Raw genomic sequence first — 18,823 nt, 5'->3', positions numbered from 1 at the left:
TCCGCGGCCCTTACCGGCGGAACCATCCCTGGCGCAGTTCCAGAGTCAACTCGTCGCGGATTTCGATGCCGTGCTCGCCGACCAGCGGTATGGACGGTTTGAGGACGCGCGACGCGGCGACCGCGCCGGGCGCCAACCCGGCCAGACGCATGCCGCGTCGCTGATAGAAGCGGAGCGCGCGGAGATTGTCGTTGGTCGTGATCAGCCAGACCCGGGACGCCCCGGCCGCCCACGCCCGGTCGGCGGCGGCAGCGAGCAGGGCAGTTCCGACCCCGGCGCCGGGCACGGCGGCGTCGATGGTGACCACTTCGAGGTCGTCGGGGCCGAGCACGTATGTCAGCAGGCCCACGGGCGCGCCGTCGAGCCACGCGATCAGGGCCGGCAGGGTCGCCGCGTCGTAGCTGACGCCGTGCGCCACCACCGTGGTGCCGCCCCACGAGCCGGTCAGTAGTGCGACGACGATGTCGTGCTGGGACGGGTCGGCGGCGCGCACGGCCGGCTCCCCCATGCGGCCGGCGTAGGCGGTGTCCGCCGAGCGCCCCCTGTCGGTCACAGGCCGCCCTGATAGGCCAGGACCCCACGGTTGACGGCGGTGATCGCCTTGCGGGCGGTGGCGCGCAGCGGCTCGGAGGCCGCGGACGCCTCGCGGAGCTGGCCGAGCAGGTCGAGCACCTGCCGCGCCCAGCGCACGAAGTCGCCCGCCGGCATGTCGGCGTCGTAGTTGTGCCCGCTGGCCAGCACCCGGGCCAGCGGCTCACCGCGGGCCCAGCGGTACATCGGCCAGACGAACCCCGGGTCGGGTTCGCGGGTCAGCGTCAGCCCGTGCTCGGACTCGTCGGCCGCGATGTCGGCCCACAGCTTGCCGCAGGCGTCGACTGCGGCGGTGATCGCGCCCTTGGGCACCGAGGCGCGGTCGTCACCCTCGCGGCGCGACTCGTAGAGCACCATCGAGACCGCCGCGGCCAGTTCCTCGGGGTCGAGGCCGTCCCAGACGCCGTGCCGCAGGCATTCGGCGATCAGCAGGTCGGCCTCCGACCAGATGCGGCCCAGCATGCGGCCCGACTCGGTGACCTCGCCGGCCTCGGTCAGGTAGTCGCGTTCGGCCAGCACGGCGCACACCTGGTCGAACGTGCGGGCGAGCGAACCCGTCCGGCCGGCGACCTTGTCGCGCAGCGCCTCGGTGTCGCGGGCCAGCCGGTGCCGCCGCTCGGCCCAGCGGGCGTGTTCCTCACGGTCGGGGCAGGCGTGGCAGGGATGCTGCCGCATCTGCATCTTGAGCAGCGCGATCTCGGCGTCCTCGCCGGTGTTGCCGCCCCGGTTGCGCCGGCGGCTGCCGACCGTACGGTCGTGGCCGGTCGCGCTGACCTGGGCGGCCAGGTCGCGGCGGGCGGCGGGCGAGCGCGGGTTGAAGTGCCTGGGGACGCGGATGCGGTCGAGCACCTCGGCCTCGCCGGCGAAGTCGGCCGGGCTGACCCGGCCCGCCCAGCGGTCCTGCGTGAGCACCATCGGGCGGGGCTCGCCGAACCCGCCGGTGGGCGCCTCGAGCACCACGGCCAGCCCGGCGCGGCGGCCCTGGGCCACCCGGATCACGTCGCCGACCCGCAGTTTCTCCAGTGAGGCGACAACGGCCGAGCGGCGCTGCGAGGCCCCCTGCCGGGCCAGGGCGCGTTCCCGGTCGGCGATCGCGACGCGCAGCGCGAAATACTCGTCGAAGTCGCCGTGATGGCAGGCGGCGTCCTGCCCGTACGTCTGCATGGTCTCGACGTTGCGCTGCACCTGGCGGGCCAGGCCCACCACGGAACGGTCGGCCTGGAACTGGGCGAACGACGACTCCAGCAGATCACGGGCCTGGTCGGCGCCGACGGACCCGACCAGGTTGACCGCCATGTTGTAGGACGGGCGGAACGACGACCGCAGCGGATAGGTGCGGGTGGAGGCCAGCCCGGCGACGTGACGCGGGTCGACCTCGGGGCTCCACAGCACCACCGCGTGGCCTTCGACGTCGATTCCGCGGCGCCCGGCCCGCCCGGTGAGCTGCGTGTACTCGCCGGGGGTGAGGTCGACGTGGGCCTCGCCGTTGAACTTCACAAGCCTTTCCAGTACGACGCAGCGCGCGGGCATGTTGATGCCGAGCGCCAGGGTCTCGGTGGCGAAGACCGCCTTGACCAGGCCCTGCACGAAGCACTCCTCGACCGCTTCCTTGAAGGCGGGCAGCATGCCGGCGTGGTGGGCGGCCACGCCCCGCTCGAGGCCGTCGAGCCACTCCCAGTAGCCCAGCACCGAGAGGTCCTCGCGCGGGATCGAGGCGACCTTGGCCTCGGCGATGCGCCGGATCTCGGAGCGTTCCTCGGCGCTGGTCAGGCGCAGCCCGGCGGACAGGCACTGCTGCACGGCGGCGTCGCACCCGGCCCGGCTGAAGATGAACAGGATCGCCGGGAGCAGGTCGGCGCGTTCGAGCCGGTCGACCACCTCGGCCCGCGGCGGCGGCTGCCAGCGCCGGCCCCGGCCACCGCGCCCCGGCCCGTAGCTGCGGTCGGTCATCTCGAGCCGGCGCAGCATCTCGCGGGAGTAGCGCAGCAGCTCGGGGTGCACGTCGTGCTTCTTGGCGGCGTCGGCGTCGTGGAACAGGTCGAACATGCGCCGGCCGACCAGCATGTGCTGCCAGAGCGGGACCGGCCGGTGCTCGCTGACCACCACCTCGGTGTGGCCCCGGACGGTGACCAGCCAGTCGGCGAACTCCTCGTAGTTGCTGACGGTGGCCGACAGCGAGACCAGGGTGACCGAGGCCGGCAGGTGGATGATCACCTCTTCCCAGACGGCGCCGCGGAACCGGTCGGCCAGGTAGTGCACCTCGTCCATCACGACGTACGCCAGGTTTTTCAGCGCCGACGAGCCCGAGTAGAGCATGTTGCGCAGCACCTCGGTGGTCATCACGACCACGGGGGCGTCGCCGTTGATGGCGTTGTCGCCGGTCAGCAGGCCGACCTTGTCGGGGCCGTAGCGCTCGACCAGGTCGTGGTATTTCTGGTTGGACAGCGCCTTGATCGGCGTGGTGTAGAAGCACTTGCGCTCGCCGGCGCGCAGCGCGAGATGCACGGCGAACTCGCCGACCACGGTCTTGCCGGCGCCGGTGGGGGCGCACACGAGCACGCCGCTGCCCCGTTCGAGGGATTCGCAGGCGGCGCGCTGGAAGTCGTCGAGGTCGAAGCCGACGTCGAGCATGAAATCCTCGAGCGCCGGAAACTCGGCCACGCGGGTCGCCCGCCGCCTGGACTCCGCATACCGTTCGGCCGGACTCGTCATGAACACCAGGCTAGTTCGTGGGTGTGACAAGACGGAGCACGGGCGGTTGCGTCCCGCCCTGTGTTGCGTGGTGGGTATGGTGCTCCCGTGCCGGATGTCGTATCGACCGATCACCCTCCCCATCGGCCGCGCCGTCAGGTCGACGCCGTGCTGTTCGACTTCCACGGCACGTTGGCGCAGGTGGAAGACCCTGTGACGTGGGTCGTGGCGGCCGCGCTGGCGTGCGGTCGCGAGCTCGACCGGGGCAAGGCGACGGTGCTGGCCGACAGATTGGTCACAGCCGGGCGGGCCGGGGGGCCGCTGCCCCATCGGGTGCCGCCCCACCTGGCCGAGCACTGGGCCGACCGTGATCTTTACGCGCACAGTCACCGCGCCGCGTACACGGGTCTGGCCTCGACCGTCGCGACCGACGTGGAAGGCCTCGCCGACGCCCTCTACGAGCGTCTGACCCACCCGGACGGCTGGCTCCCCTACGCCGACACCGAGTCCACGCTGCGCACGCTGCACGAGGCCGGCATCAAGGTGGCGGTGGTCAGCAACATCGGCTTCGACATCCGGCCCCTGTTCGACACGTGGGGCCTGAGTTCCTTGATCGACGCGTACGCCCTGAGTTACGAGATCGGACGCACCAAGCCCGATCCCGCGATCTTCCTGCGAGCGTGCGGGATGCTGGGCGCCGACCCCGAGCGCACCTTGATGGTCGGCGACACGCCCGCCGACGCCGGGGCCGTGGCCGCCGGGTGTGCCGCGCTGGTCCTGCCCGCGGCGGAGCCGGGCCGCCCCAACGGTCTCGGGGCGACCCTGGCCCTGGTTGGCTGCGCCGTTTAGCCCGTTCAGGGGCGTGACGTCTCCTGCTCGACGGTGTCCGGGACGCCGCCGGCCGACCGGAGCGTGACCGCCGGGTTGTCGGCCGTCTGGTGCAGACCGGGCACGCGGTCCTCGACGACGAACGTGGCGCGCGTGTGCACCGGCGCTCCCGGCCTGGTCACGTACGGCACGACGCGGAAGTCGGCGGTGAGGCTGCCCGGCGTGATCCGGGTACGGACGTAGCCTCTCTGGTTGTTGTAGAAGCGCAGGTGCGGGTTCCAGGCCGCCCACGGGTGCTGCCCCGTGGCGACATCCGCGCCGTCGCCGGTCGAGGTGATCGACGAGCAGACCAGCTCGGCGCCGACGGTCTTGGAGGTCGGGTCGGCGTAGTCGAGCTTGAGCTCGTCGGCCCAGTGGGCGTGCACGTCGCCGGTGAGCACGACCGGGTTGCGTACCCCGGCGTCGACCCAGCCCCGGGTGATCCGGTCCCGTGACGCCGCGTAGCCGTCCCAGGAGTCCATGCTGGTGACGACTTGGGGGCCCGAGTTGTTGTCGCGCTGACCGAAGAACACCTGCTGGCCCAGGATGTCCCAGCGCGCCGACGAGCGCCGGAAGCCGTCGAGCAGCCATTTCTCCTGACGCTCGCCGGTGATCGAGCGGGCCGGGTCGTACGCGTCGGCGCACTCCTTGTAGCCGTCGCCGCAGGCCTGGTCGTCGCGGAACTGACGGGTGTCGAGCATGTGGAAGGTGGCCAGCCGGCCCCAGTGCAGCCGCCGGTACAGCTGCATGCCTGCGCCGAGCGGGACCGAGGTGCGGCGCAGCGGCATGTTCTCGTAGTACGCCTGGAACGCGGCCGCCCGCCGGGCCGCGAAGTCCGGGTCGGGCTGCTCGGGCACGTCGGCGGCCCAGTTGTTCTCGATCTCGTGGTCGTCGAAGACCACTGCCCAGGGCGCGGCGGCGTGGGCGGCCTGCAGGTCGGCGTCGGTCTTGTACTGCGCGTGCCGCTGCCGGTAGTTGGCCAACGTGACCGTTTCGGGGCCGGCGTGGTCGCGGGGGTTGCCGCCGGGGATCGTGTACGTGCCGGGCTGGTACTCGTACTGGTAGTCGCCGAGGTGCAGCACGATGTCGGGCTCGTCGGCGGCCAGGTGGCGATAGGCCGTGAAGTAGCCGTGCTCGTACTGGGAGCAGGACGCGAACGCCATGACGAGGCTGCCGCCGGTGGCCCCCAGCGGCGGGGCGGTGCGGGTGCGGCCGGCCGGGGAGACGTAGCGCTCGGCGCGGAACCGGTAGAAGTACTCGCGCCCGGGCAGCAGGTGGTGCAGTTCCACGTGTACCGCGTGGGCCGACTCGGGCCGGGCAGCGGCAACACCCCGCCGTACGACCTTGCGGAAGCGCTCGTCGGCCGCCAGCTCCCACTCGACGGGCACCACACGGGCCGGCATGCCACCGAGCCCGTCGTCGGCCAAGGGGGTCGGGGCGAGGCGGGTCCACAGCACGAAACCGTCGGGTTCCGGGTCGCCCGAGGCGACGCCGAGCGTGAACGGGTCGGAGCGCAGCGGGCCCCGGTACGGTGCGGCCGCGGCGGCGAGCGGCCAGGTGGTCGCGGCGCCGGCAACACCGGCGGCGGCCGAGCTGAGCAGGAGCGTACGTCGGGAAAGGGCCATGCAGGAAGCCTGATCGGAATAGATGGACCTGGATTTATTGGCGGATTGCGCCGGGGAGAAACGCTGGTGTCAGGCGTACGAGTCGAGGTTGACGCCCTGACGCCGGCCGGGGGCGGGCTCGGCCGCGGCCTTGACCTCGGGCCTGGGGGTCTCGGCCAGGGCCGGCTTGACGGGCTCGGGCCTGCCGGACCCGGCCGCGGCGTCGGCCATGCTCCTGAGGTTGGAGCGGGCCGTGTCGTAGGCGGAGGAGACCATCGAGCCCAGCGAGTTGATCTGCATGTCCTCCACGATCGGCCGGATGCGCGGGAACCGATGGAGATTGTCACCGGAGCAACCGAACCGCACCCGGCACACAGGTCAACTCGAGGTCGAGGGGGCCGAGGCGCTCCCCGTCCGCGTAGGCCACGATGCCGTCGCAGCGCAACCGCACGTGCCGGGCGCGGAAGACGGTGACCCGGGGGTCGGTGACATGGGTGCCGCGCCGCAGCCGCGGTTTGAGCCGGGCCAAAGCCGCCCTTCCGAAGGGCGCCGCGACCACCACGTCGAGCAGCCCGTCGGCGGGGTCGGCGTCGGGCAGGATCCGCATGCCGCCGCCGTAGCTGGCACAGTTGCCGACGGCGACCAGCATGCCCTCGAAGCTGTGGTCCTCGCCGTCGAGCTCCAGCTCGTACTTGCGGGGCTTGAGGCGGGCCAGCTCGAGCAGGATCGCCAGGTCGTACCGCCGCGGCCCGCGCGGCCGGCGCATCAGGTTGGCCCGCTCGTTGACCAGGGCGTCGAACCCCCCGGCAAGCACAGCCCCGAACCACCGCACGGCGCCGTCGCTCCACCCGGCCCGAGCCAGGTCGATCGCCGTGTGCCGGCCCTCGGCCAGCGCACCGGCGACGAGATCGGCTGCCTCGAGCGCACCGGCGGGCATGCCCACGCCGGCGGCGAAGTCGTTGCCCGTGCCGGCCGGAACCACCCCGAAGCCGACGGGGCGCCCCGCCACGGCCTGCAACGCCCGGTGGACGGTCCCGTCGCCGCCGACCGCCACCACAGCGGCCGCTCCCCCGGCCACGGCGGCGTGGCAGGCCGTCTCGGCCTCGGAGCCGCTGTGGGCCTCCAGCAGGCGGACCGGGCGGCCGGTGGCGCTCAGGCGCTGCAGGACCCCGGTCAGCAGATCGCGGTGCCGGCCCCGCCCCGCCGAGGGGTTGGCCAGCACCGCGATGTCGTCGCTCGTCACAGCCGGGCAGCATAGCGCCCGATCAGTGACCTAGGTCATGTCGTCGAAGCGGCCTTCCAGCGGGCGGGGCTTCGCGACGGGGGTGGGCGCGTCGATCGGGGTGGGCGCCTCGATCGGGTCGGAGGCGCCGACCGGCACGCGTTCGTCCTCCAGCGGCGAGATCTCGTCGTCGGAAAGGCCGGCGTAGATCTCTTTGCCACGGCCCTTGCGCTTGTCGTTGATCGCGGCCACGCCGGTGGCGATCAGGTAGAGCACGACCATGCACAGGGCCAGCAGCGTCATGCCGAACGGGCCCGGGTCGGGGGTGGCGATCGCGGCGAACGCGAACGACAGGAACACCACGATCCGCCACCAGCTGAGCAGCCGTTTCGCGCTGACCACGCCGGTGAAGTTGAGCATCAGCAGGATCAGCGGGAACTCGAACGCCGCCCCGAAGATCAGGATCATGTTCGTGACGAACCCGATGTACGACGAGACCTCGAGTTTCGTGGCCTCGCCGAGGACGCCGGACTCCATGATGAACGCCAGGCTGTGCCCGACCACCAGGTAGGCCAGCACGGCGCCGCCGATGAACAGCGGGGACGCGATCGCGACGAAGACGTACGCCCACTTGCGCTCGTGGCGGTGCAGGCCGGGCGCGACGAACGCCCAGAGCTGATAGAGCCAGACCGGCGCGCCGACGATGATGCCGACCCACAGCGCGATCTTGAGGCGGAGGATGAGCTGGTCGGCGACGCCGAGAACGATCCAGTCGCAGTACTGGGTGCCGTCGGCGCGTACGGACTGCGACGACGGCAGCGTGCAGTACGGCTGCTCCAGCAGGTTGAACACCCACTTGGAGAGGATGAAGCCGACGATCAGGCCGGCGACCAGGCCGAGCGACGCGATGAACAGCCGGTTGCGCAGTTCCCGGACGTGGTCGAGCAGGGTCATGGAGCCGTCGGAGGCCTGCTGGAACTTACTGGGCCCCTGACGGCCAAGGGCGAGCTTCATGACCGGCGGTCAGCTCAGCGGTCGTTGGTGCGCTGCTGCACCGGGTCGACGTACGGCTGCTGCTGGTAGCCCTGGGGCGGGGGCGCCTGCTGGTAACCCTGCGGCGGCGGGGCCTGCTGGTAACCGCCGGGCTGCTGCACCTCACCCTGCAGCGGCTGACGCGAGTACTGCGGCTCGGCCTTCTCGGCGACGTCGTTGTTGTCGTCGACCAGACCCTTGGTCTCGGCCTTGATGATCCGCAGCGACCGGCCGAGCGAGCGGGCCGCGTCAGGAAGCCGCTTCGCGCCGAACAGCAGCACGAGGACGACCACAAAAACGATGATGTGCCATGGCTTGAGGGCGCCCATGGGTGAACTCCAGTCGGTCGGATCAGGTGTGCGGGGTCCATCGTACGTGTCAATTCTGGTGATGCGGCCCACGGACCCTCGCGGTTTTGCCGGCACCCCGTGAATCCCTGGACAACGGGGAAGGAACGCCGCAGGTCACCCCTTGTCGCGCGAGGGCGACAGGGCCGCGATGTGCTCCTGCGCCAGCTCGGCGCGCTGCTGCACGGCGAGCACCGTCACCTGCAGCTCCGCCGCGGATTCCTGCAGCTTGGCCGCCTCGGCCTGGCGCTTCCGCAGCCGCAGGGCCGCACGCCCCAGCCCGTCGAGACGGCCGGCCAGCCGTACGCCCACCGCCAGCAGGATGATCAGGGCGACCACGACCACGGCGATCCAGATCCACATCAGCACCGGGCCACCCTACCGGCCGGGGGTGCTGTACTGGTCGAGCGCGGCCGTGGCCTGTTCGCGGATGCGGGTGAGCAGCTCCGGCGGGCCCAGCACGGTGACGTCGGGCCCGAGGCCGAGCAGCAGGCGCTGCGCCCAGCCCAGGTCGGTGACCCGCATGGTCACGATCCACTCGTCGCCGCCGGAGCGGTGCACCTCCTCGACCGGGTAGTACTCGGTGATCCAGCGGCTGCGCCGGCCCACCCGCAGCGTCACCAGCGGCAGGTCGGGGGTGGGGTGGAAGACGCCGCCGGTGAGGTCGTGCGGCTCGGCGCCGGCCGGTGGCCGGGACGGCTCGGCGAGCTCGGTGAAGTCGTCGATCCGGTCGATCCGGAACAGCCGGGTGGCCTCGGCGCGCCGGCACCAGGCCTCCAGGTACGCCTTGCCGCCCACCATCAGCACCCGCATCGGGTCGACCACGCGGTCGGTGGTCTCGTCGCGGGCCGCCGTGTAGTAGGTCATCCGCAGCGCGTGGCCGCTCTCGACCGCGGCCCGTACCTTGTCGACCCGTTTGGCGTTGGCGGGCAGGCGGACGGCCACGGGCGCGTCGGCCAGGTCCCCCGCCGCGTTCTCGATCTTGGCCAGGGCGCGCTCGATGACGTCGCGGTGTCCCGTGCCCGGCGTCTCGGCCAGCATCCGCAACGCCACGACCAGGGCCAGCGCCTCGTCCTGGGTGAGGCGCAGCGGGCGGTCGATGCCGGCGTCGTGGCTGATCGTGACCCGGTCGCCGTCGAGCGCCATGTCGATGAGGTCGCCGGGGCCGTAGCCGGGCAGCCCGCACACCCACAGCAGCTCCAGGTCCTCGCGCAGCTGGCGCTCGCTGACCCCGAGGTCGGCCGCGGCCTCGGCGACCAGGATGCCGGGCCGGGCCAGCAGGTACGGCACCAGGTTGAGCAGCCGGCCCAGGCGGTCGGCGGACTGGCGGGGGCCGGTCATGCCGCCACCTCGTGCCGGGTGACGACCTCTTTGAGCAGCTGGATCACGGCGTCGCGGACCTCGGGCGGGCCGTCGGCGCGCACGTCCGGCCCGTAGCCGACGATCGTGGCGGCCAGCCGCTCGGCGTCGGCGTACGGGATGGTCAGCCGGTCGCCGTCCGGCCCGGCCACGGCCTCGGTGGCCCAGCGGCGCAGCCCGGCGGCCCGCCCCGGCCGCACGGTGACGGTGGCCCGGCCGGTGTGCGGCACCGGCCCCGACCAGCGGGCGACGTGGTTGATCAGGTCCTCGTTGTCGGGCGGCGTGAACGCGTCCGGGCGGCCGATCGGCTTCACGGCGCCGACGATGCGCGACAGCCGGAAGCAGCGGGTGGCGGCCCGGTCACGGTCGTGCCCGACCACATACCACCGGCCCTGCCAGCAGACCACGCCCCACGGCTCGAGCTTGCGGACCGCCGGGTCGTCGACCTCGGGCACGCGGTAGCTGAACGTGACCGCCCGCCGCTCGCGGGCCGCGCTGGTGAGCGGGCCGAACGCGGGGTCGACGGTGACGACCGGCTCGACGCCGAGCGTGGCCTGCGGGTCGACCTCGACCCCGGCCGCGCGCAGCTTGGCCAGCCCGGAGGAGGCGGCCGCGGCCAGCCCGGCGTGCTGCCAGAGGCGGGCGGCGATGCCCACGGCGGCGGCCTCGTCGGGTTCGAGGATGATGGCGGGCAGCGCGTACTCGCGGTGCGCGATGCGGTAGCCCGGCTCCTGGTCGAAGACGCTGGCCGTGCCGGTCTCGAGCGGGACCCCCAGGTCACGCAGCTCGGCCTTGTCGCGTTCGAACTTGCGCTGGAACGCCTCGTGGTCGCGCGGGTCCTCCGGATCGTGCTCGTAACCGGGGACCGTCGCGGCGATCTGCGCGGCGGTCAGGAACCGCCGCGTGGACAGCAGGCAGATTACCAAATTCACCAGGCGCTCGGTGCGGGTCCGCGACACGATTGGCAACGCTAGCAGGGTGGACGCGACAGTGACGTATGCGCTACGCCGGTACGGCTTCCCGGCGGTCCCCGTGCGGGAAGCATGCCGGCGTGACCACCCCGCAGACCCCCGACGACCAGGTCCCGGCCGGGCCGGCCGCCACGTTGCCGCTCGACCTGACCGATTCGCCACAACAGTCCGAACCACCGGAGGACGAGAGTGTCGGCATCGTCGTCGCCGCCGGCCTGGCCAGCCTGGCCACGACCGCCGGTTCCTGCTGCCCCTCCGCGCCCGCGGGCCTGTTTCCCCGCTCTCCGGTACGTCCTCCTCGACCCCGGCCCGCGGACGGGCGGGCCGCAACCACGCCGACGGCGGGGCCGGCCTATAGGGTTGGCGGCCATGGTGCGGTGGCGGTCCGGGACGGTCCAGGCGGTTCGGCGGCGGTGGCACGGCGCGGTCGAGCTCGACGTGGTCACCGGCGACGGCCCGCTGCGCGCGCTGGCGTACCCCGACCAGGTCGGCGACCCGGTCGTCGGCGACCGGGTCCTGCTCAACGTGGGCGCGCTGGTCATGGGGCTCGGCACGGGTGGGTACGCGCTGGTCGTCGCGCTGCCCGACCGGCTGCCGCCCGACCCGCCCGACGACGCCACCACCCGTGACTCGGGGCATCTGGTCAAGGCCCGCTACACGCCGCTGCAGGTCATCCGGCTCGGCGTCGACGAGGAGGCCTCGCTCCACCGGGCGGTGATGGCCGCGGCCGAATCGCTCGACGGCATGCCCGTGGTCACCGCCGACCTGCACTCCGCGCTGCCCGCCGTCCTCGCGGGCATCCACGCCGACAGGTCACGGGCCCGGGTCGCGTACGTGATGACGGACGGCGGGGCGCTGCCCGCATGGTTCTCGCGCACCCTCGACGGCCTGCGCCCCCACCTGGCGGGCACGGTCACGACCGGCCAGGCGTACGGGGGTGACCTGGAGGCGAGCACCGTGCACACCGGCCTGCTCGCCGCGCGGCACGTGCTGCACGCCGACGTCACGATCGTCGCGCAGGGCCCGGGCAACCTGGGCACCGGCACCATCTGGGGGTTCTCCGGGGTGGCGCTGGGCGAGGCGGTGAACGCGATCGGCGTCCTGGGCGGGCGGCCGGTGGGCTCGCTGCGCATCTCCACCGGTGACGGGCGGCCGCGGCACCGTGGCGTGTCGCATCACAGCCTCACCGCGTACGGGAAGGTGGCCCTGACTCCCGCCGACCTGCCGGTGCCGGACGGCCTGGAGCCCGCCCTGGCAGCGGAGATCGACGCCGCGCTGGCGCCGCTGGCCGCACGGCATCGCCTCCCCCGCGTCAGCATCGGCGGGCTCGACGCGGCGCTGCGGTCGAGCCCGGTGCCCCTGTCGACGATGGGCCGCAAACTCGACGAGGACTACGCCTACTTCCTCGCTGCCGCGGCGGCGGGCCGGTTCGCGGCCTCACTGATCTGAGGTCAACCCCTTCTTGCGTACGAGGGTCACGCCGTCGCGTACGGGCAGCATCACCGACTCGACGCGGTCGTCGCGCACGATGCGGTCGTTGAGGCCGGCCACCGCCCGGTCGCTGTCGTCGGACGGGTCGAGGACACGCCCGTCGCGCAGCACGTTGTCGATCACGATCAGGCCGCCCGGGCGCATCCGCGGGACCAGTTCCTCGTAGTAGGCCGGGTAGCCGGTCTTGTCGGCGTCGACGAACGCGAAGTCGATCACGGGTTCGGGACCGAACGCGCGGACCGTGTCGATGGCCGGGCCGAGCGTGAGGTCGATGAGCGCGTCGACACCCGCCCGGGCCCAGTAGCGGCGGGCCACGGCGGTGAACTCCTCGGACACGTCGCAGGCGAGCAGGCGGCCGTCCTTGGGCAGGCCCCGCGCGATGCAGATCGACGAGTACCCGGTGAAGACGCCGATCTCGACGGCCAGCCGGGCCCCGGTGAGCCGCACCAGCATGGTGAGCAGCTCGCCCTCGTCGTGCGAGATCTGCATGCCGGCCTGCGCGGGCAGCGTGGACCGGGTCTCGGCGGCCAGGTCCCGCAGCACCTCGTCGGCCGGGGTGCAGTGCCCGAGCAGGTAGTCGCTGACGGCCGGATTGATGATGTCGGTCATGCCGACCACCGTCACACCCCGGACCCCTCGCAAGCAATATATAAGCAGATTATGCTTCTCGGGTGCGATCCACTCTCCTGAAGCAGCCCAAGGCGGTCTTCGCGGTCGCCTTCGCCTGCGTCGTCAGCTTCATGGGCATCGGCCTGGTCGACCCGATCCTGCCCGCCCTCTCCGAACAGCTGCACGCCTCCCCGAGCCAGGTCAGCCTGCTGTTCACCAGCTACCTGGTGGTCACCGCGATCGCGATGCTCGGCGTCAACTGGGTGTCCAGCCGCATCGGCCCCAAACGCACCCTCATCACCGGTCTCGCCGTCATCGTCGTGTTCAGCGCGCTGGCCGGGCTGTCCGGCTCGATCGGCGGCATCGTCGGCTTCCGCGCCGGCTGGGGTCTGGGCAACGCCATGTTCATCGCCACCTCCCTGGCCGTCATCGTGGCCTCCGCCTCCGGCGGCTTCGCGGGCGCGATCGTGCTCTACGAAGCCGCCCTGGGCCTGGGCATCGCGGCCGGCCCGCTGATCGGCGGCCTGCTCGGCGACATCAGCTGGCGGGGCCCGTTCTTCGGGGTCGCGGCCCTGATGTCCATCGCGCTCGTCGCCACGGTCGTCCTGCTCGACAAGACACCCCCGCCACCGCGCAAGGTCGCCCTGCCGGAGCCGCTGCTCGCCCTGCGGCACCGCCCGCTGCTCACCATGTGCGTCGCGGCGCTGTTCTACAACTGGGGCTTCTTCACGATGCTGGGCTACGCGCCCTACCCGATGGAACTGTCCGCCATCCAGCTCGGCTTCGTGTTCTTCGGGTGGGGCCTGCTCGTCGCCGTCTTCTCCATCGTGGGAGCGCCGTGGCTGCAGTCCCGCTTCGGCACCGCCCCTTCCCTGTACGGCGCCCTCGGCTCGTTCGCCGTGCTGCTGCTCCTGATCGGCGTGTTCACCGACGTACGGTGGGCCCTGATCGCCTGCGTCGTGCTCAGCGGCGTCACGGTCGGCATCAACAACACGCTGACCACGCAGGCGGTCATGCTGGTGTCCCCGGTCGAACGGCCGATCGCCTCAGCCACGTACGGCTTCGTCCGCTTCATCGGCGGCGGCCTGGCCCCGTTCGTGGCGGGCAAAATGGTCGACCACGGGAACATCCACGTCCCGTTCCTCGCGGGCGCCGTGGCCGTGCTGCTCGGCGTGCTGGTGCTGGCGAGCGGACACCGGATGCTGGCCGCCGCCGACGCCCGCCTGGCCGCCCCGGCCGCACCCCAGGTCGCGGGGGAAGTGGCAGACGAATTCGGCGGCGCGCCGGACGCCATCGACGCCGAGCTGCAACACGAGCGGGCCGGCCGCCCCTGAACACCCGTTCGACCGCCTCCGTTCGAACAGGCCCGCCAGTAACAACTGGCGGGCGGGTTGTGGGTCAGCACGAACTCGGGACCCGCTTCGACGCGGGCCCGCCGACAAGGGTTTTCGGGCGCAACCACTCACGCACATCGGAGCGAAGCGACCCTCGGCGGGAGCGACGGTCCGTCACCCACCACCCCGCTACGACATCGATCCTCTTCACGAAGTGACGATCAGCAGAACCCATCCCACCAGGAAAGCCCCGAGAATCACCGCCAGCACCCACGTCGGCACGCGGTGGCCGCCCTCACGATTGCGGCGAATCTCGGCACGGATGCGCTCACGCCGCCGTTCGAAACGGCTGAGCTCACGAGGCTGGTCGGGTCCGTTCATGACCCGACCAGCCTAAACGCTCACAACTCGGCCGGTCCGGACGCTCACGGCCCCGGCCGCACCCTCACATGCTGGCGATCAGCCGCTCCACCCGCTCGTCGTACGCGCGGAACGGGTCCTTGCACAGCACCGTCCGCTGCGCCTGGTCGTTCAGCTTCAGATGCACCCAGTCGACGGTGAAGTCGCGGCGTTTCTCCTGCGCGTGGCGGATGAACTCGCCGCGCAGCCGGGCCCGGGTCGTCTGCGGCGGCGTCTCCTTGGCCTCGAAAATGTCCAGGTCGTTGGAGATACGGTCGACCTGCTTCCGCTTCTCCATCAACGCGTACAGGCCGCGGCCCCGGCGCACGTCGTGGTACGCCAGGTCGAGCTGCGCGATCCGCGGGTGCGACATCGGGATCTCGTGCTTGGCCTGGTACCGCTCGATCAGCTTGTACTTCGACACCCAGTCGATCTCGCGGGACACCGGGTCGAGGTCGCCGCTCTCGATCGCGTTGAGCACCCGGCCCCACAGCTCCACCACCCGCTTCGCGGTCTGGTCGCCGCCGCGGCGCTCGACGAACTCGGTCGCCTTCGCCAGGTACTCCTGCTGGATCTCGAGCGCGCTGACCTCCTTGTTGTTGGCCAGGCGGATCTTGCGGCGGCCGGTGATGTCGTGGCTGACCTCGCGGATCGCCCGGATCGGGTTCTCCAGCGACAGGTCACGCATCACCACCCCGGCCTCGATCATGCGCAGGACGATGTCGGCGCTGCCCACCTTGAGCAGCGTCGTCACCTCGTTCATGTTCGAGTCCCCGACGATCACGTGCAGGCGGCGGTACCGCTCCGCATCCGCGTGCGGCTCGTCGCGGGTGTTGATGATCGGGCGGGAACGCGTCGTCGCGCTGGACACACCCTCCCAGATGTGCTCGGCGCGCTGCGACAGGCAGAACACCGCCCCGCGCGGCGTCTGCAGGACCTTGCCGGCGCCGCAGATCAGCTGACGGGTCACGAGGAACGGGATCAGGACGTCGGCGAGCCGGCCGAACTCGCCGTGCCGGGACACAAGATAGTTCTCGTGGCACCCGTACGAGTTGCCGGCCGAGTCGGTGTTGTTCTTGAACAGGTAGATCTCGCCCGCGATGCCCTCGTCGTGCAGCCGTTTCTCGGCGTCGACGAGCAGGCCCTCGAGGATGCGCTCGCCGGCCCGGTCATGAGCGACCAGGTCGGTGACGGAGTCGCACTCGGGGGTCGCATACTCCGGGTGGGATCCGACGTCGAGATAGAGGCGGGCACCGTTACGAAGGAAGACGTTGCTGCTGCGTCCCCAGGACACCACTCGGCGGAACAGGTAGCGAGCCACCTCGTCCGGCGACAGCCGCCGCTGCCCCCGGTAAGTACACGTGACTCCGTACTCGGTCTCGAGGCCGAAAATTCGCCGTTCCATGACGAAACACTAGCCGCATAAGCCACCCATTGGCAGTCACCCAACGCCCGGAGAGTCGTTACAGACGAACGTTTCCACGTCACCAGGGCAGGTGGCGGCCCCACCGCCCGATCAAAACCGTTTCCCCGTACGCCGTGACAACCCCGACGCCGTGCCAACCGCACCCGGAACCCGGGCCGGCGCCCGGGGCACGGCCCGCGCCGCACCCCGGGAACACCGAAATCAGGAACCGTCGCCGTTGACCCCGTCGGACGGCTCGGCCGGATCACCCTCCGGCGCCTTCGCCGGCTGCTCCTCTGCCGCGGCCGAAACCGTGGGCTTCTCGGTGGCCTGCTGCGGCGGAGCGGCGTCCACGTCGCCCAGATCCCCCTCCGGCACGTCCTGCTCGCCCTTGAGCAACGTCACCAGCGACGCGCCGTGAATACGCCGGAACGCCCGGCCCTTGCGCCGGCGGTCGAGCACCGCCACCTCGAGCTGCTTGGAGTCGAGACTGCGGGTCTGGCCGTTCTCGCCGCCCACACTGCCCAGCGCCTCGGCCGCCAGGTGCAGCGCGGTCTTCAGGTCGGCGGTCGCGTCATGACGCTCCCGCAGCACATTCGAGATCGCCTCGGCCTGACCGCCCATCGCCATGAAACCCGGCTCGTCCATGACCGAACCGTCGTACGTGATCCGGTACAACTCGTCGGTCTCCGGCGACGAGCCCACCTGGGCGATGCAGATCTCCACCTCGTACGGCTTCTGCGTCTCGGTGAAGATCGCACCCAACGTCTGCGTGAACGCGTTGGCCAGGAACCGGCCCGTCACATCGCGCCGGTCATAGCTGTAGCCGTTCACATCGGCCATCCGGATCCCGGCCCGGCGCAGCGACTCGAACTCGTTGTACCGCCCCACCGCCGCGAACCCGATCTTGTCGTAGATCTCGCTGATCTTGCGCAGGGTGGTGATGTTCTCGGCGACCAGCAGAATGCCGCCCTCATACGTGAGCACCACGGCGGAACGGCCGCGGGCAATGCCCTTGCGGGCGTACTCCGAGCGGTCACGCTGGACCTGCTCGGGCGAAGCGTAGAACTGCATGGCCACGGGTGGCTACTCCCTCTCGTCCTGGTGAATTCGGCTGCGAACTACAACCGGACTCAGCCGCCCGGATTTTCCATGCGCCCGGCGACGACCTGCTCGGCCACCGCGGTGATCTCGGCATCCGACAGGCGGTGCACCCCGCTCGCCGTCGCCGTCATCACCACCGGGAAAATCTTGCGGGTCAGGTCGGGACCACCGGTCGCCGTGTCGTCGTCGGCCGCGTCGTACAGCGCCTCCACCGCGAACCGGATCGCCTCGCCGGTGCTCAGACCCGCCCGGTACTTCTTCTTCAACGCCGACTTCGCGAACAACGAACCCGAACCGATCGCGTCGTAGCCCGTCTCCTCGTACAGACCGCCTGCCACGTCGAAACTGAAGATCCGGCCCACCTTCGACGGGTCGGCCGGCGACACGTCGAAACCCGCGAACAACGGCACCACGGCCAAACCCTGCATCGCCGCGCCCAGATTGCCGCGCACCATGCCCGCCAGACGGTTCGCCTTACCGTCCAGCGAGAGCATCGTGCCCTCGATCTTTTCGTAGTGCTCCAGCTCCACCTGGAACAGGCGCATCAACTCGATGCCGATGCCCGCCGTGCCCGCGATGCCGATCAACGAGTACGAATCGGCCGGGTGCACCTTCTCGATGTCACGGCTGGCGATGAGATTGCCCATCGTCGCCCGCCGGTCGCCGCCCATCACCACGCCCTCGGCCGTGGCGATCGCCACGATCGTCGTGCCGTGCGGCGCGATGTCCGCGGACAGGCCCGGCGGCAGCGGCCGGCGGCCCGGAAGCAGCTCAGGAGACACGTGGGTCAGGAACTGCGTGAAGGACGACGTTCCCGCGTTGACGAAGAAATCCGGTAGACGCCCGGATGGATCAAAGTCCTTTGGCACGTGGTCCCCTTCAGGTATTCGATCGCGCCGGCCAGGTACTCCAGGTTGTCCCTGAACTGCCCCAGACCGCCGTTGCAGTTGAAGCACAATATCCCGCGCACCTCACCGGTGCGATGATCGTGATCGACGTGTTGAGGGTCGGGAGCGCGGCAGATCGCGCACACCCCGAACTGCCGCCACAACAGCTCGTCGAAGTCAGCCTGCCCGATCCCATAGCGCGCCCGCAGGTGGTATTCGCGAGAGCCGCCATAAAGGCGCTGCCTCGTCTCCTGCCCACGCGCGTTGTGGCACGGCTTGCAGTAGCGCCCGCGGCCGCCGCTGTCATTACGACTGCGAGGGAAGTCGTCAAGCGGCTTGGTCTCGCCGCAGTCAGGACAGTAACGGTGGCCTTCGGGCACCTCTCGGCGAGGCTGGACTTCTCGGCCCTGCTTCTCGCGTAGCCGCTTCGCATAGCTTGCTTTGGACCTGACGTTGAAGCAGTCCCTGCAATAACTCCCACGGCCGTCAGGCCGCTTGCTGTTGGAGCAGAAGAGATCGAGCGGCTTCCACTCGCCGCAATCGCGACAGCGTCGCCGCCCGTTCTCGTCGTCGTTCGGGAGAGGCATGTCCGTTTTGCCTCTTATGCCCTACTCTCCGCCTTTTTGTACATATCCGCGGACAAATTCTTCTGCATTTTCCTCAAGGACGCTGTCGATTTCGTCCAAAAGGTCGTCGACGTCCTCGGTGATTTCGGCGTGCCGCTCGGCTACCTCAGGGTTGGCTTCAGTAGTGGTCTCGTCGACTTGCTCGTCCTGCCGGCCCTTGCCCGACTGCGACTGCCCGCCGGTGTCCCGAGTTGCCATCGGATTCCCCCTTCTGCGCCACCCGAAGCCCACGGCTACGGGTCGATCAAAATCTACCTCGCCCCTGTGACAGAACGACTCGCCGG

General features: G+C 71.0%; 21 protein-coding genes. 4 read left to right on the top strand and 17 right to left on the bottom strand.

The window, feature by feature from the left end:
- Positions 1-10: 10 nt before the first annotated feature.
- Positions 11-553 (bottom strand): GNAT family N-acetyltransferase, encoded by a 543-nt coding sequence (locus C8E87_RS33335; RefSeq protein ID WP_133877428.1) that lies wholly within the window; start codon positions 551-553, stop codon positions 11-13.
- Positions 550-3,303 carry a DEAD/DEAH box helicase gene (locus C8E87_RS33330; protein ID WP_133877427.1) on the bottom strand — a complete coding sequence of 918 codons (2,754 nt, stop codon included), beginning with the start codon at positions 3,301-3,303 and terminating at the stop codon, positions 550-552. The genes C8E87_RS33335 and C8E87_RS33330 overlap by 4 nt, the downstream gene beginning before the upstream one ends.
- An 87-nt stretch (positions 3,304-3,390) precedes the next feature.
- On the opposite strand from C8E87_RS33330, the gene C8E87_RS33325 reads away from it, so the two are divergent.
- Complete coding sequence (locus tag C8E87_RS33325) at positions 3,391-4,131, top strand: HAD family hydrolase (RefSeq protein ID WP_239080147.1); 741 nt, start codon at positions 3,391-3,393, stop codon at positions 4,129-4,131.
- Positions 4,132-4,136: 5 nt separating this feature from the next.
- Here the strand turns inward: C8E87_RS33325 and C8E87_RS33320 are convergent, their stop codons facing one another.
- The 8 genes from C8E87_RS33320 to C8E87_RS33285 form a co-directional block, all read right to left on the bottom strand.
- Complete coding sequence (locus C8E87_RS33320; RefSeq protein ID WP_133877425.1) at positions 4,137-5,774, bottom strand: alkaline phosphatase D family protein; 1,638 nt, start codon at positions 5,772-5,774, stop codon at positions 4,137-4,139.
- Between the two features lie 69 nt (positions 5,775-5,843).
- Positions 5,844-6,053, bottom strand: a complete 210-nt coding sequence (locus C8E87_RS33315; protein WP_133877424.1) for a hypothetical protein — start codon at positions 6,051-6,053, stop codon at positions 5,844-5,846.
- A gap of 43 nt (positions 6,054-6,096) precedes the next feature.
- The gene (locus C8E87_RS33310; protein WP_133877423.1) at positions 6,097-6,996 is read right to left on the bottom strand and encodes a YegS/Rv2252/BmrU family lipid kinase; all 900 of its coding nucleotides are present in this window, start codon (positions 6,994-6,996) and stop codon (positions 6,097-6,099) included.
- Between the two features lie 30 nt (positions 6,997-7,026).
- Entirely contained in the window at positions 7,027-7,989 is a 963-nt protein-coding gene (gene tatC / locus C8E87_RS33305; RefSeq protein WP_133877422.1) for a twin-arginine translocase subunit TatC, read from the bottom strand.
- Between the two features lie 14 nt (positions 7,990-8,003).
- On the bottom strand, positions 8,004-8,336 hold the full coding sequence (gene tatA / locus C8E87_RS33300) for a Sec-independent protein translocase subunit TatA (RefSeq protein ID WP_133877421.1): 333 nt from the start codon (positions 8,334-8,336) through the stop codon (positions 8,004-8,006).
- A gap of 135 nt (positions 8,337-8,471) precedes the next feature.
- A complete protein-coding gene (locus C8E87_RS33295) occupies positions 8,472-8,717 on the bottom strand; it encodes a hypothetical protein (RefSeq protein WP_133879103.1) in 246 nt (81 codons plus the stop codon).
- 15 nt (positions 8,718-8,732) lie between these two features.
- Positions 8,733-9,695: a helix-turn-helix transcriptional regulator gene (locus C8E87_RS33290; RefSeq protein ID WP_133877420.1), complete on the bottom strand. Its 963-nt coding sequence runs from the start codon at positions 9,693-9,695 to the stop codon at positions 8,733-8,735.
- A complete protein-coding gene (locus tag C8E87_RS33285) occupies positions 9,692-10,672 on the bottom strand; it encodes a helix-turn-helix transcriptional regulator (RefSeq protein WP_133877419.1) in 981 nt (326 codons plus the stop codon). Before C8E87_RS33285 ends, C8E87_RS33290 begins: the two co-directional genes overlap by 4 nt.
- A 381-nt stretch (positions 10,673-11,053) precedes the next feature.
- Between C8E87_RS33285 and C8E87_RS33280 the strand changes: the two genes are divergently transcribed.
- Positions 11,054-12,133 carry a DUF3866 family protein gene (locus tag C8E87_RS33280; RefSeq protein ID WP_133877418.1) on the top strand — a complete coding sequence of 360 codons (1,080 nt, stop codon included), beginning with the start codon at positions 11,054-11,056 and terminating at the stop codon, positions 12,131-12,133.
- Here the strand turns inward: C8E87_RS33280 and C8E87_RS33275 are convergent.
- The gene (locus C8E87_RS33275) at positions 12,122-12,784 is read right to left on the bottom strand and encodes an O-methyltransferase (protein WP_133877417.1); all 663 of its coding nucleotides are present in this window, start codon (positions 12,782-12,784) and stop codon (positions 12,122-12,124) included. The genes C8E87_RS33280 and C8E87_RS33275 overlap by 12 nt on opposite strands.
- 62 nt (positions 12,785-12,846) lie before the next feature.
- On the opposite strand from C8E87_RS33275, the gene C8E87_RS33270 reads away from it, so the two are divergent.
- On the top strand, positions 12,847-14,118 hold the full coding sequence (locus C8E87_RS33270; RefSeq protein ID WP_239080148.1) for an MFS transporter: 1,272 nt from the start codon (positions 12,847-12,849) through the stop codon (positions 14,116-14,118).
- 207 nt (positions 14,119-14,325) lie between these two features.
- On the opposite strand, the gene C8E87_RS43975 is transcribed toward C8E87_RS33270, so the two are convergent.
- The 5 genes from C8E87_RS43975 to C8E87_RS45920 all read right to left on the bottom strand — a co-directional run bounded on the left by C8E87_RS43975 (position 14,326) and on the right by C8E87_RS45920 (position 18,077).
- Complete coding sequence (locus tag C8E87_RS43975) at positions 14,326-14,499, bottom strand: hypothetical protein (protein WP_166661369.1); 174 nt, start codon at positions 14,497-14,499, stop codon at positions 14,326-14,328.
- A 64-nt stretch (positions 14,500-14,563) separates the two neighbouring features.
- Positions 14,564-15,922: a Pup--protein ligase gene (gene pafA, locus C8E87_RS33265; protein ID WP_133877416.1), complete on the bottom strand. Its 1,359-nt coding sequence runs from the start codon at positions 15,920-15,922 to the stop codon at positions 14,564-14,566.
- Positions 15,923-16,144: 222 nt separating this feature from the next.
- On the bottom strand, positions 16,145-17,002 hold the full coding sequence (prcA, locus tag C8E87_RS33260; protein WP_133877415.1) for a proteasome subunit alpha: 858 nt from the start codon (positions 17,000-17,002) through the stop codon (positions 16,145-16,147).
- A gap of 53 nt (positions 17,003-17,055) precedes the next feature.
- Entirely contained in the window at positions 17,056-17,895 is an 840-nt protein-coding gene (gene prcB, locus C8E87_RS33255; RefSeq protein WP_133877414.1) for a proteasome subunit beta, read from the bottom strand.
- Positions 17,814-18,077, bottom strand: a complete 264-nt coding sequence (locus C8E87_RS45920) for an endonuclease VII domain-containing protein (protein WP_239080156.1) — start codon at positions 18,075-18,077, stop codon at positions 17,814-17,816. Before C8E87_RS45920 ends, prcB begins: the two co-directional genes overlap by 82 nt.
- Here C8E87_RS45920 and C8E87_RS45915 point away from each other — a divergent pair.
- Positions 18,009-18,335, top strand: a complete 327-nt coding sequence (locus C8E87_RS45915) for a hypothetical protein (RefSeq protein ID WP_239080161.1) — start codon at positions 18,009-18,011, stop codon at positions 18,333-18,335. The two genes, C8E87_RS45920 and C8E87_RS45915, sit on opposite strands and share 69 nt — an antisense overlap.
- 186 nt (positions 18,336-18,521) lie before the next feature.
- Here C8E87_RS45915 and C8E87_RS33245 read toward each other — a convergent pair whose 3' ends face one another.
- On the bottom strand, positions 18,522-18,737 hold the full coding sequence (locus C8E87_RS33245) for a ubiquitin-like protein Pup (RefSeq protein ID WP_133877412.1): 216 nt from the start codon (positions 18,735-18,737) through the stop codon (positions 18,522-18,524).
- Between the last annotated feature and the right edge of the window lie 86 nt (positions 18,738-18,823).

The organism is Paractinoplanes brasiliensis, from assembly GCF_004362215.1.
Taxonomy (GTDB): domain Bacteria; phylum Actinomycetota; class Actinomycetes; order Mycobacteriales; family Micromonosporaceae; genus Actinoplanes; species Actinoplanes brasiliensis.
Note: the sequence above shows the minus strand (reverse complement) of the source record. Positions and strands in the feature narration are given on the sequence as shown.

Coding starts and splice junctions, on each gene's coding strand:
- C8E87_RS43975 (WP_166661369.1), bottom strand. CDS start 14,499: ATGAACGGACCCGACCAGCCTCGTGAGCTCAGCCGTTTCGAACGGCGG.
- C8E87_RS33245 (WP_133877412.1), bottom strand. CDS start 18,737: ATGGCAACTCGGGACACCGGCGGGCAGTCGCAGTCGGGCAAGGGCCGG.
- C8E87_RS33315 (WP_133877424.1), bottom strand. CDS start 6,053: ATGCAGATCAACTCGCTGGGCTCGATGGTCTCCTCCGCCTACGACACG.
- C8E87_RS33295 (WP_133879103.1), bottom strand. CDS start 8,717: ATGTGGATCTGGATCGCCGTGGTCGTGGTCGCCCTGATCATCCTGCTG.
- C8E87_RS33330 (WP_133877427.1), bottom strand. CDS start 3,303: ATGACGAGTCCGGCCGAACGGTATGCGGAGTCCAGGCGGCGGGCGACC.
- pafA (WP_133877416.1), bottom strand. CDS start 15,922: ATGGAACGGCGAATTTTCGGCCTCGAGACCGAGTACGGAGTCACGTGT.
- C8E87_RS45915 (WP_239080161.1), top strand. CDS start 18,009: ATGATCGTGATCGACGTGTTGAGGGTCGGGAGCGCGGCAGATCGCGCA.
- tatA (WP_133877421.1), bottom strand. CDS start 8,336: ATGGGCGCCCTCAAGCCATGGCACATCATCGTTTTTGTGGTCGTCCTC.
- C8E87_RS33280 (WP_133877418.1), top strand. CDS start 11,054: ATGGTGCGGTGGCGGTCCGGGACGGTCCAGGCGGTTCGGCGGCGGTGG.
- C8E87_RS33290 (WP_133877420.1), bottom strand. CDS start 9,695: ATGACCGGCCCCCGCCAGTCCGCCGACCGCCTGGGCCGGCTGCTCAAC.
- tatC (WP_133877422.1), bottom strand. CDS start 7,989: ATGAAGCTCGCCCTTGGCCGTCAGGGGCCCAGTAAGTTCCAGCAGGCC.
- C8E87_RS33275 (WP_133877417.1), bottom strand. CDS start 12,784: ATGACCGACATCATCAATCCGGCCGTCAGCGACTACCTGCTCGGGCAC.
- C8E87_RS33320 (WP_133877425.1), bottom strand. CDS start 5,774: ATGGCCCTTTCCCGACGTACGCTCCTGCTCAGCTCGGCCGCCGCCGGT.